This is a genomic window from Kitasatospora sp. NPDC048722, assembly GCF_040650235.1.
Taxonomy (GTDB): domain Bacteria; phylum Actinomycetota; class Actinomycetes; order Streptomycetales; family Streptomycetaceae; genus Kitasatospora.
In genome coordinates, this window is sequence record NZ_JBEZGX010000017.1 from 56834 (window position 1) to 68557 (window position 11724).

Annotated in this window: 7 protein-coding genes and 2 pseudogenes; 6 read left to right on the top strand and 3 right to left on the bottom strand. The window is 71.1% G+C overall.

Annotated features, from left to right (window positions below):
* Positions 1-36 precede the first annotated feature (36 nt).
* From AB0C76_RS15225 to AB0C76_RS15235, 3 genes and pseudogenes are all read left to right on the top strand, one after another.
* A pseudogene (locus AB0C76_RS15225) lies at positions 37-357 on the top strand (transposase); the annotation flags it as partial.
* 753 nt (positions 358-1110) lie between these two features.
* A pseudogene (locus tag AB0C76_RS15230) lies at positions 1111-1752 on the top strand (ISNCY family transposase); the annotation flags it as partial.
* A gap of 193 nt (positions 1753-1945) precedes the next feature.
* Positions 1946-3106 carry a serine hydrolase domain-containing protein gene (locus AB0C76_RS15235; RefSeq protein ID WP_359964624.1) on the top strand — a complete coding sequence of 387 codons (1161 nt, stop codon included), beginning with the start codon at positions 1946-1948 and terminating at the stop codon, positions 3104-3106.
* On the opposite strand, the gene AB0C76_RS15240 is transcribed toward AB0C76_RS15235, so the two are convergent.
* Positions 3054-3539, bottom strand: a complete 486-nt coding sequence (locus AB0C76_RS15240) for a helicase associated domain-containing protein (RefSeq protein ID WP_359964626.1) — start codon at positions 3537-3539, stop codon at positions 3054-3056. The two genes, AB0C76_RS15235 and AB0C76_RS15240, sit on opposite strands and share 53 nt — an antisense overlap.
* A gap of 490 nt (positions 3540-4029) precedes the next feature.
* Here AB0C76_RS15240 and AB0C76_RS15245 point away from each other — a divergent pair, with 490 nt between their 5' ends.
* Entirely contained in the window at positions 4030-5157 is a 1128-nt protein-coding gene (locus AB0C76_RS15245) for a GNAT family N-acetyltransferase (RefSeq protein WP_359964628.1), read from the top strand.
* Positions 5158-5188: 31 nt separating this feature from the next.
* On the opposite strand, the gene AB0C76_RS15250 is transcribed toward AB0C76_RS15245, so the two are convergent.
* Positions 5189-6409, bottom strand: coding sequence for an RNA-guided endonuclease TnpB family protein (locus AB0C76_RS15250; RefSeq protein ID WP_359964630.1), 1221 nt, complete (start codon positions 6407-6409; stop codon positions 5189-5191).
* Between the two features lie 152 nt (positions 6410-6561).
* On the opposite strand from AB0C76_RS15250, the gene AB0C76_RS15255 reads away from it, so the two are divergent.
* Together AB0C76_RS15255 and AB0C76_RS15260 are read left to right on the top strand one after the other, a co-directional pair.
* The gene (locus tag AB0C76_RS15255) at positions 6562-7737 is read left to right on the top strand and encodes an acyl-protein synthase (protein WP_359964632.1); all 1176 of its coding nucleotides are present in this window, start codon (positions 6562-6564) and stop codon (positions 7735-7737) included.
* Positions 7734-10235: an acyl-CoA reductase gene (locus AB0C76_RS15260; protein WP_359964634.1), complete on the top strand. Its 2502-nt coding sequence runs from the start codon at positions 7734-7736 to the stop codon at positions 10233-10235. The genes AB0C76_RS15255 and AB0C76_RS15260 overlap by 4 nt, the downstream gene beginning before the upstream one ends.
* A gap of 109 nt (positions 10236-10344) precedes the next feature.
* On the opposite strand, the gene AB0C76_RS15265 is transcribed toward AB0C76_RS15260, so the two are convergent.
* Positions 10345-11598 carry a phenylacetate--CoA ligase family protein gene (locus tag AB0C76_RS15265; protein WP_359964636.1) on the bottom strand — a complete coding sequence of 418 codons (1254 nt, stop codon included), beginning with the start codon at positions 11596-11598 and terminating at the stop codon, positions 10345-10347.
* Positions 11599-11724: the final 126 nt, after the last annotated feature.

The window sequence follows — 11724 nt, forward strand, 5'->3', positions numbered from 1 at the left end:
CCCTGCCCGCTACGGCCCGCGGTGTTCGACCAGGCCATGGCCCGGATTGCTGGCCGGTTCAAGCGGGTGGAACCGCGGGCGACGGCCCGCGCCTTCGTGCTCGGACTGCTGTCCGGCGTCGAGCGGAAGAACTGCTGGCGGCTGGCCGGACAGGCGGGCCATGCCCGCCCCGGGCCGATGCAGCGGCTGCTGCGAAGCACCAGCTGGGACGCCGAGGTGGTCCGAGACGACATCCGCGCCTACGTCCAAGAGCACCTCGGCGCCGACGACGGCGTGCTGATCGTCGACGAGACGGGGTTCCTGAAGAAGGGCGCCGCTTCGGCGGGCGTTCAGCGGCAGTACACCGGTACCGCGGGCCCCGCCGCCTCGTGCGGCCTGCGTGTATTCGTGGATGAGGCCCGTCGAGGCCATAGCGCCGGGGGCGGTATGCGATGTGGCATCGAAGTCGGGCGGTTCGGGGCGGGCCGACATCGTTCGGGCGTCGTTGTCCGAGGGATCGGCGGAGCCGGTGTTCGTCCAGCAGAGCAGCGCGGTAAAGCCCGTAACGTTCCGGACATGCCGTGCGACGTTTGCGACCACGAGATGGTGCGGTGGACCCACCGTCCGAATGAAGCCGCCGAACACTGGTCGTGTCCGTGGTGCTACGCCGTCACAAGCATCGACCTACCGCAGTTCGAGGTGTCACGGTCGGCCTACATGCCGCCGGACCTGCGGTGGGAGACCGCTTCGTCCGAGTTGCTCTGGGATGCCTCCCGCCACGCCTACGGCTACCAGCGACGGACGCTGTGCGGCATCGGGAAGCCGGACATGTCCGGCTTCCCGTACGGCACGTGGGGCTGGCTCCGGGACGACTGTCCGGACTGCACCGCCATGGCAGAGACCATCGACGCGCGGTGGCCCGTGGATCGGCGCGATCCCACCTACCGCACGAGCATTCGTGACACCCCTGCGTCGTAGGCGTTGCCCGCTGGGCGTTGCCCGCTGGGCGCTGGGCGCTGGGCGCTGGGCGCTGGGCGCTGGGCTACACCGAGCCTGCCGGGTTCTCGCAGCGCCGGGGGAGTGGAGGCGGTGCTCGTGCCGGAGGAGGACGGACCAGCCGGCGCGGGACCGGTGGTGCCGGTGGCGCTCGCGCGGCAGCAGCGGTGGCTGGCCGCGGCTCGTACCGAGGGAAGGAGCACCGCGAGGCAGCGGGAGCGTTTCACGGTCACCCCGCAACTGCACGCCCGCCTTGTCCTGTGGTGCGGGAACGCGGCCGCGGTGCACCGCGAGCTCCTCGTCGCGGCCCAAGCCGCCGCCAATGACGACGCAGGGAAGCAGGAGGACGCGGGCGCGGCCGTGCCGACGGCGGTGCCGTCACTGGCGACGTTGCAGCGGGCGATCCGCCGCGACCTGAACCCGGGCCAACGCGCTGCCCTGGCCGGTGGGGAGCGGGCACGGCGCGGCCACGACGTGCACCTGCGCCGGCCTCGCCAGTGACGCAACGCCTGCTGGGAGGACGACCACAAACACGTCCCGGTCGAGGTCGACCTGCGAGGCGAACTCGTATGCCCATGGGTGACCTGGTTCATCGACTGCGCCACGAACGCCGTCACCGGCGTCGCGATCACCCCACACACCCCCTCCCGGGACGGGATCTTGGCAGCTCTGCGTACCGCGATCGCCCGCGACGAACCCGACGGCCCCTACGGACCAATCGGCGGCCTGCCGTCGCTGGTACGCATCGACCGCGGCAAGGACTTCCTCTCCCGCACCGAGTCGCCCCAGGCGGCGCGGTGCGCATACGCCGCCAGGAGGAGCGGCCGGGAGGACGGGGGATCCACGGCCCGGGCGCCCCGTCGTCCTCGACGGCGACGACTGCCCTCTCGACCGCGTGATGTCGTGGAAACGGCGCCGGGAGACCCCGGCGCGCAACCCGCATCGCACGCACCAGCAGAGGTGACATTCCGTGAACTCTCTTACGAAACGCCGGTTCTGCTCGCCGCGCCGCGCGGCGACACTCGCCGCCATCGCCGTGGCCGCCGGCGCCCTCGCGGCCGGCGCGCTCGCCCCGTCCGCCGTCGCCGCCCCGGGGGCCGCCAAGCCGGACGCCGTCCAGCAGCGCCTGAACGCGCTGGTCGACCCCGACCGCGTGCCCGGCGCGCTGGCCGCCGTCCGTGACGAGACCGGTCACACCCGGACCTACACCGCAGGGGTCGGGGACCGGGGCACCGGTGCGAAGGTGCCCAGGGACGGCCAGGTGCGGATCGGCAGCGTCACCAAGACGTTCACCGCGGTGGTCGTGCTGCAACTGGTCGGTGAGGGCGAGATCGGCCTCGACGACCCGGTCGAGAAGTACCTGCCCGGTCTCGTGCGCGGAAAGGGTATCGACGGGCACGACATCACGGTACGTCAACTCCTGCAGCACACCGCCGGACTTCCCGAGTACGAGCCGGACGTCACCGAGTCCATCCTCCGGGGCCGCTACGTCTCGCCCCGCGACGCCCTGGACATCGCGCTCCGGCACGAAGCGGCCTTCCGTCCGGGCACGGCCTGGGGGTACAGCAGCACGAACTACCTGGTGGCCGGCCTGATCGTGGAGAAGGTCACCGGCCGTCCCCTCGCCGAGACCGTCGACAGGCGCGTCATCCGGCCCATCGGGCTGCGCCACACCTACTTCCCCGCCCCCGGCGAGACCACCTTCCGGGAGCGCCACCCCCGGGGCTACCGCACGGACGGCCCGGGCGGATCGCTGCGTGACGTCACCGAGATCGACCCCTCCGCGGCCTGGGCGGGCGGTGAGATGGTGTCCACCGACTCCGACCTCGCCACGTTCTTCTCCGAGCTCATGCGCGGCCACCGCCTCCTCGAGGACCCCCAGCTCCAGCAGATGCGCGCCACCGTCGATACGGGGCACCCCGGCTTCCGCATCGGACTGGGGATCGTGCCGGCGACGCTGTCCTGCGGCACGACCGTGTGGTTCCACAACGGCGGCATCCCGGGCTACGGCACCTGGAGTGCCGCCACCGAGGACGGACGCGCCGCCAGCGTCACGCTGACCGTCGAGCCGACCGGCGTCAGCGACCTGTATCCCGCCCTCGGCGCCGTCGACGCGGCCCTGTGCCCCTGAGGCACACCGACGGACCGTTCGTCCGGCGGGCTGTGTGACCAGGCCGGGCGGATGGTCTCCAGGGCCGTGACAGGCTCCGGGCCTCCGCGCCGGCCCTCCCGACCGGACGGGTCGGCCCGGTGCGGGCGGAGTACCGTGGGGATATCGGGGCGGCCCGGATGCCCCAGGGGAGGGGCCGGCCCTGGGCGTGGGCGATGCGGGCTTGCTGGTAGGTCAGCTGCCATCGGAACAGCCAGGGCGGGTTCCACCACGGGTCGAGGCCGGTGAGTTCCTGGTGGAGCCCGGTGGTGCAGGTCCTGTGTCCTTCGTGGGCGCGCTGGTTGTTCAGCCATGCGCCGAGTGGGAAGCCGTCGTGCTGCTCGTCGCTGCGGAGGGCGAGGTGGAAGTGGGCGGCGGCGTAGGCGCGGGCATGGCTGAGGGCGGCGTCGGTCACAGGACGGTGCGGCCGGGTGGTGGGGGGCCTTCGTCCAGGTGCGGCCTGTTCTTCGGCGATCCCGATGTCCGCCAGTAGCCCGCGTTGTTCGGGCAGCAGGCTGTCGTAGTCGGCGCATTGCTGTTCCAGCCACGTGCGCAGTGGCTCGTTGATCTCGGGGAAGTCGTCATCCGCGCACAGCCGGCCGGCGGCGAGGTCAGGTCGACGCTGCGGGAGCCCTGACGATCAGTCGGCGAATGGCCGGACAACGTTCAGCGGAAGTTCATCGGTTCAATTTCGTACACATTTCGCGTGCTTGTGATTCTCGTCGCATCCACGCCTTCTGACGGTCTTTTAGCGCGGTGGCGGTCCGGTGCACCGATGCGTAAGCGTTACTGTGGTGGAGCGGCAACGTGGCTGCTCGGACCGGGCACGCCTACTTGCGACCTAAGTTTCTTTCGTGGTGCGCACGCGATGAACCGTGTTCGCGCCGCCTTTGGGGAGAGGCGACTTGGCCCTCGAATTCATTCCGGCCCGTCTTGATGACGTGGACGCTCTGTTGACGCTCTACCGCCAGGTGTACGGGCGGAGCTACGCGCTGCCGCTCGGCACCGACCCCGAGGTGATGGCCCGTGAGATCACGGCCCCGGACAGCACCTGGCTGGTGGCCCGGGAGCCCGGCGGCGACCGGTTGCTCGGGTCCATCCTCGGCACGGTCGACCCGGCCGCGCGGATAGGCAAGCTGCAGGGCCTGGTGATCCATCCCGACGCCCGTGGGCTCGGCGGGGCCAATCTCGCCGTACAGCAGCTCGCCGACCAGCTGCTGACGGGCGACCACCCGGTCGACTCCGTGTACGCGACCGCCCGGACCGACACCACCGCCCCGCAACGCATCTGCCTGAAGTCCGGCTTCCGTGCGCTCGGCGTCCTGCCGAACCTGCGCAAGGCCGCCTGGCACGAGACCATGGTGCTGCTGGCCAAGCACCGTGCGGGCGTACTGGAGCAGCGGCTTCCGGTGTACAAGGTCCCGTCCGCGCTCGACGGGCTGGTACGGGCGCTGGCGGACCTGCCGGGGCCCGCGCAGCGACCGGAGCTCGTGGACGAGCCGCTGCCCAGGCCGAGGAAGGGCGGGAGCGCCGTCCGGGAGCTGGAGTTCATCGACGCGCCGGCCTTCGTGAGCCGCCGGTTCGGCGGGCTGGGGGAGTGCTTCTACCCGTTCCACGAGCCGAACGTCATGCTCTCCGCCGCCGACGGCGCCTACGAGGTGTACGCGCACCTCAGCCCCGCCGACGGGTACTGCACGCTGATCGGCATCGAGCTCGCGGAGATCGGCGAGGAGCTGGACGCCATCACCGACCGGCTGGCCGCGCACGGCGCCCGGTACATCGAGGCCCTGGTGCCGCTGGACAGTTACCACTCGCTGCGCCGGCTGCTCGGGCACGGCTTCCTGCCGGTGGCGGCCTACCCCGCGATGCGCCGGGAGGCCGAGGGCTTCCGCGACCACGTGGTGCTGGCCCGGATCCTGCAGCCGCTGGACTTCCGGGGCCTGGCCATCGACGCCGCGTTCCGGCCGTTCACCGAGCAGTACATCGAGCTGTGGAAGAAGCAGCACCTCGACACCCACGGGATATTCCATTGACTTCCCCCCTTCCTGAAGAAGGGGGGTCCCCTCAGCCTCGCGGCTGAGCCGCTGCGCGTGTGCGCTGCGGTGGGACTACTTCCTGCTTCATCGACGACTGCCCGCCCGGAGTGCTCCGTTGAGGTCTTACACCGTCTCCACAGGCTGCTGCCGCCAGCCCGGCGGCCAGGATGTTTCTGGCTGCGTTCACGTCCCGGTCGTGGGTCGTCCCGCAGTCGCACGTCCACTCGCGGACGTTGAGGGGCATCGTGGCGCGAATGGTTCCGCAGGCCGAGCACAGCTTGGAGCTGGGGAACCACCGGTCAACGGTCACCAGGTCGCGGCCGTACCACTGGGCCTTGTACTCCAGCATGGACCGCAGCTCAGTCCAACTTGCGTCGCTGATCGCGCGGGCGAGCCTGCGGTTCTTGAGCATGTTGCGGACCGCCAGATCCTCGATCACGACCGTTTGGTTTTCGCGGACGAGTCGGGTGGTGAGCTTGTGCAGGAAGTCCCTGCGCCGGTCGGCGATCTTCGCATGGATGCGGGCGACCTTGCGCCGGGCCTTCTCCCGGTTGACCGAGCCCTTGGCCTTGCGGGCATGTTCCCGCTGGGCCCTGGCCAGGCGTTCCCGGTCGGCGCGCTCGTGCTTCGGGTTGGTGATCTTCTCTCCGGTGGAGAGCGTCACCAGGCTGGTGATCCCGGCGTCGATGCCCATCGCCGTACGGATGGGCGCGGGAATCGACGGCCGGTCATCGCACAGAAGGGAGACGAACCAGCGTCCGGCCGCGTCCTGCGACACGGTCACCGTGGACGGAGACTGCCCCTCGGGCAGCGGCCGGGACCACACGATGTCCAGCGGCTCAGCCATCTTGGCCAGCGTGAGCCGACCATCCCGGTAGCGGAACGCACTGGTGGTGTACTCGGCGGACCTGCGGGACTTCTTCTTCGACTTGAACGTCGGGTACTTCGCCCGCTTGAGCCAGAAGTTGGAGAACGCCCCCTGCAGATGCCGAAGGGCCTGCTGCAACGGCACCGAGGAGACCTCGGCGAGGAACGCCAGATCCTCGGTCTTCTTCCACTCGGTCAGCATCGCCGAGGTGGCGTTGTAGTTCACCCGCTCCCGACGCAGCGTCCACGCCTCGGACCGCGCGGCCAACGCCTTGTTGTACACGAGCCTCACACACCCGAACGTGCGCGACAGCTCAGCCGCCTGCACATCGGTCGGATAGAAGCGGAACTTGAAAGCCCGCTTCACCTGATTGGCCGTCACGGATCACACGCTATCACCCGTCCTTGTGACCACCTGTGGGCAGTTGGTGGACGGCGGTCCGCCTTGACGGCGAATCGCCGCCCCCTGCCCCGCTGCGCGGGCGGCCCAATTCCTCCCCGGCCCAAAGGCCGGGGTTTCCTTGGAGGTATCCGATGAACAAGTACCTGCAACCGGTCTCGGCACCGGACCCCGAAGTACTCGCCCACGTACAGCAGCTGGCCGACCTGGCCGAGCCGTACCGCGCCGGGGACGACGTGGACGCCCTGTTCACGGCGGCGATGAACGAGATCAACGCCTGGCACGCCGAGCGTTCGCCCTACTTCGGCAAGCTGTGGGCGGCCGAGGGGCACACCCTGGAGTCCATCGAGGAGCTCCACCGACTGCCGTTCGTACACGCCAACTTCTTCAAGCTGCACGAGGTGCTGTCGCTGCCGCGCGAGGAGACGCTGCTGACCCTGACCTCGTCCGGCACGACCGGCCAGAAGTCGCAGATGGCCTTCGACGACTTCACCCTGCGCAACGGCCAGCGGATGGTCGCCCGGGTCTTCGACCACTACGGCTGGATCACGTCCGAAGGCGACGAGCCAGTCAACTACCTGCTCTCCAACTACCAGCCCCGGCCGGGCCTGAACCTCGGCACCTCGTTCACCGACGAGTACCTGTGCCACTTCGCTCCCGTCCGCTCGGTCGAGTACGCGCTCAAGCACACCGGCAGCGGCCACGAGTTCGACCCGTTCGGCTGCGTCCGCGCGCTGATCCGCTTCGCCGAGGAGGGCGCGCCGGTCCGGATCCTCGGCTTCCCCGCCTTCCTCTCCTTCACGCTGGACCGGATGCGCGAACTCGGCCTGCCACCCCTCCGGTTGAACCCGGAGTCGCTGGTTGTCTTCGGCGGCGGCTGGAAGGGCAACGCGGACAAGCAGGTCGCCAAGCCGGAGCTGTACCGGCGCATCCACGAGCAGCTCGGCATCCCGGACGAGCGGATCCGCGACGGCTACGGCGCCGTGGAGCACTCCGTCCTGCACATGGAGTGCCCCAACCACCGTCTGCACGTCCCGGTCTGGGCCCGCCAGCTGGTCCGCGACGTGCGCACGCTCCAGCCGCTGCCGTACGGCGAGAGCGGCTACCCCCAGTTCATCTCGCCGTACATCACCTCGGTGCCGGCCCAGTCCGTGCTGATGGGCGACCTGGTCACCCAGCACGCGCCGGAGGAGTGCGGCTGCGGCCTGCCCACGCCCTGGTTCGAGGTGCACGGGCGGGCCGGGCTCAGCCGCAACCGCAGCTGCGCCGTCGCCGCCGCCGAACTGCTCAAGACCGAGGGGAAGAAGTGACTCAGCACTACTGGCAGGGCGCGTGGGTGGACGACGCGGAGGCGGCGGCCCGCCTGGAGCGCCTCGACGAGTACGCCGCCGGCGCGCTGGCCGAGCGGCTCAGCCCGATCACCGTGCTCGCCGCCTGCGACCGCCTGGCCGGCGCGCTGGCCGACCCGGCGAGCGAGCACTCCGTCCGGCTGGCGGGGCTGCTGCGCGAGGCGGGCGTGCCCGAGGACGAGACCTCGCGGACGATGCGCGACCTGACCGAGGCGCTGTCCCGGGAGGAGCTGGAGGTCAAGCTGACCCGCGAGCTCGGCGGCATCGACCCCGGGCGGCTGGCGCGCTTCGACTTCCGCCGGGAGGTCTTCGAGGGCTGGCTGCCGGTCGGCCTGCTGGTGCACATCGCGCCGGGCAACGCACCCGCCGCCGGGGCGCTCACCGTGGTCGAGGGCCTGCTCGCGGGCAACCTCAATGTCGTCAAGACCAGCGGCGAGGGGCGGTTCACCCATGAACTGCTCGCCACCCTGGCGGAGTTCGACGCCACCGGAGCGATCGCCCGGCAGGTCGTGGTGCTCGGCTTCCCGTCCTCGCGCACCGACTGGCTCGAGCGACTGTGCGCGGCCGCCGACGCCGTCGCCGCCTGGGGCGGCGAGGAGGCCATCGCCTCGATCGCCGCGCTGATACCCGCCGGCTGCCGACTGGTCGACTGGGGACCGAAGCTCTCCTTCGCGTATCTGACGGCCGATGCCTGGTCCGCCCCCGAGACGCTGGACGGCATCGCCGACGACATCTGCCGCCTCGAACAGCAGGCCTGCGCCAGCCCGCAGGTGGTGTACCTGGACACCGAGGACCAGGACGAACTCTTCGCCTTCGCCGAGCGGTTCGCCGCCGTGCTCGCCGCCCGCGCACCCGCACCGCACGACCGCGAGCCGCTGGAGAGCGCCGAGATCACCAACACCGTCCTGGTGGCCCGGCTGGAGGAGCACCTCGGGCTCACCAAGGTGCATGCCGCTCCCGACGCGAGCTGGCACGTGCTCGCCGACACCCGCAGCGCGCTGCGTGCCTCGCCGCTGCACCGCACGGTCTGGGTCAAGCCGCTGCCGCGCAAGCGGATCGCCGAGGTGCTGCGCCCGATGCGCCGCTACCTGCAGACCGCCGGGATCGGCGCGAGCCGCACCGACACCGCGGAGCTGGCCGGCGCCGTGCTGGCGGCGGGCGTCCAGCGGGTGACGGTGCCCGGCGGAATGCTCGGCAGCTATGACGGCGAGCCGCACGACGGCGTGTACGCGCTGCAGCGCTACAGCCGCCGGGTGGACGTCCAGCTGGACGGGCGGTTCACCGGCGACGCCTGCCTGGACGACCTGGTCGGTGCGCGTGAACTCAGCCCCCCGGCGGTCGCGGTGACCGGCAAGACGGAGTTCGAGCAGCTGCAGACCGACCTCAGCCGTGCGGAGGTCTTCTTCCGCAGCGGCGGCAGCTCCGGCGCGCCCAAGCTCTCCGCGTTCAGCTGGGACGACTACCACGAGCACATGCGGTCCGGCGCGGAGGGCCTGCTGGCGGCCGGGTTCGACCCGCGGACCGACCGGGCGATGAACCTCTTCTTCGGCGGGCAGCTGTACGGCGGGTTCTCCAGCTTCTTCTCGGTGCTGGAGACGCTCGGGGCGGTCCAGTACCCGATGATGGCGCAGGACGACCACGCGGCGGTCGCCCGGTCGGTGGTCGAGCACCGGGTCAACACCCTGTTCGGCATGCCGAACTACCTGCTGCGGATCTTCACCGAGGGCGCGGACCTGCTGCGCGAGTACCGTGGTGTTCGCAAGCTGTTCTACGGCGGCGAGCACTTCCCGGCACGCCAGCGTGAGTGGCTGCGTGAGGAGTTCGGGGTCGAGCTGGTCCGCGCCGGCGCGTACGGCAGCGTTGACGCGGGCCCGCTCGGCTACCAGTGCCCGCAGGCGCCGGACCGGGTGTACCACCTGTTCAGCGGACTGCACACGCTGGAGATCCTCGACCGCGAGGCGGACCGGCCGGCGCCGGCGGGTGAGGCCGGGCGGCTGGTGTTCACCGCGCACACCCGGCGCGGGCAGCGGCTGGACCGGTACGAGATCGGTGACCTCGGGCGCTGGCTGACCGAGGACTGCCCGTGCGGTCGGCGCACCCCGCGTTTCGAACTGCTGGGGCGCTTCGGCGACATCTTCCGCAGCGGCAGCCACTTCCTCAACTACCGGCGGTTCGTCCAGGTCGCGGAGGAACGGCTGGAGCACCACGGTGCGCTGCAGATCCTGCTGGACGAGGACGACGCCGCCAACGAGACGCTGACCGTCCGGCTGGAGGGCCGGCCGCAGGACGGGCCGGGCATCCGGGAATTCCTGGACGGGTACCCGGATCTCGCGGCGGCGGTGGAGCGGGACCGGCTGGTGGAGCTGCGCGTGGAGCGCGTACCGGCCGCGGACTTCGCGCAGACGGCGGCGAGCGGGAAGCTGCTGGCCGTCGTGGACCGACGGTCCAGGAACCGCTGACGTTCCGAAGGACGCGGAGGAACCGCGCGACCGGCCATGCAGCATCCCAAGCCGCATGGCCGGTCGCGCGGTCCCCCGCGTTCCTGCCGGTCCGCCGCGAGCCCGGACGTCAGTTCGCGCGCTGGTCGACGAGACGGATCAGTTTGCCCGTGCGCGGGTTGACGTCCAGTCCGTCCGGGCCGACCCACTCGAAGGCGAGCGGGTGGATGTTCCCCTTCCGCACTTCCGCGCCGAACATCGGCCGGGCCTCGTCCAGCACGGCGAGCAACTCCCGCTCGAAGTCGGCCGACCGGGCCGGGCCGGCCAGCCGCAGGAGCAGTTCGTCCTTGGCCTCACGGTGCCGGAGCACGACCTGCAGGTCGCCGACCGCACCCTGCCGGTCGGCCCGGGCGGCCATGGCGCGCAGGTCCTCCAGGTAGACGGTGACCACGCCGACCCGGGCACCCTCCTCGGAACGGCCGAGCAGCCGGAAGCGGCGTCGCGGGTAGTCGACCCACTCGGCGATGTCGCCGACCGGGTAGCGGATCACCGGCATCAGGCGACGCACCAGGTCGGTGGCGATGACCCGGCCCGGACGGCCCTCCTCGGTGATCGGCTCGCCGCTCTCGGGGTCGAGCAGCTCGATCACCTTGTCGGTGCCGAACACCTCGTGCACCCGGGTGTCCGGTTCGTCCGCCACCGGCCCGGCCAGGATGCCCGCGTCCACGCTGGCGTAGCCGATCGAGCGGACCCGCGCGTTCGGGAAGGCGGCGGCCATGAGCGCCAACTGGTCGCCGTAGAAGGCCTCTCCGGCGAACAGCGCCAGCCGGACCTGCGGCAGCGTCCCCACGGTCTCGGCCACCTGACGGGCCAGCCGGCACAGCGAGGTCGGCGGCGCGGAGATCACCGTGGCGCGGAAGTCGCGCAGGGTCTCGATGGTGAAGTCCAGCGGCGCCGCACCGCCGATCGGCAGCTGCACCACCGGGACCGGCGCCTCCTGGAAGGCGTTGAGGGTGAAGACGAAGCTGGAGTACAGCTCCCCGGCGTAGAACAGATTGGCCACCCGGTCGCCCGCGCGCACCCCGGCGGCGGGTAGCCCCTCGCCGAAGCGCCGGGCCATCGCACGCCACTCGTCGCGGGTGTAGACCGAGACGCGCGGTGCGCCGGTGGTGCCGCCGGTCTTGAAAACGATGCCGTCCTGGTGCGGGCCGGTGAGCAGATCGCTGCGCTCGATGCCGTGGGCGCCCCAGTAGGCGGTGTGGTCGATCAGCGGCAGCGCTGACAGGTCGGCGACGTCGCCGGGCAGTCCGGCGTAGAGGTCGCGGTAGAAGGGCGAGTGCTCGCGTACATGGGCCAGGAGATCGGCCAGCTGAGGGTCAGTCATGTCATCCAAACCTGCGATGGGATTACCGGTTGATCGTAGTCGCATCGTCGCGGGTCGGGCCGCCGCGCCTCCCACGCGGCAGCCCGGACCGCCGACGGCGGAGGCCCTGGAACCGATCGCCGACGG

Excerpts from the sequence above, each read along its gene's own strand:
- AB0C76_RS15255 (WP_359964632.1), top strand. The coding sequence starts at position 6,562 with ATGAACAAGTACCTGCAACCGGTCTCGGCACCGGACCCCGAAGTACTC.
- AB0C76_RS15265 (WP_359964636.1), bottom strand. The coding sequence starts at position 11,598 with ATGACTGACCCTCAGCTGGCCGATCTCCTGGCCCATGTACGCGAGCAC.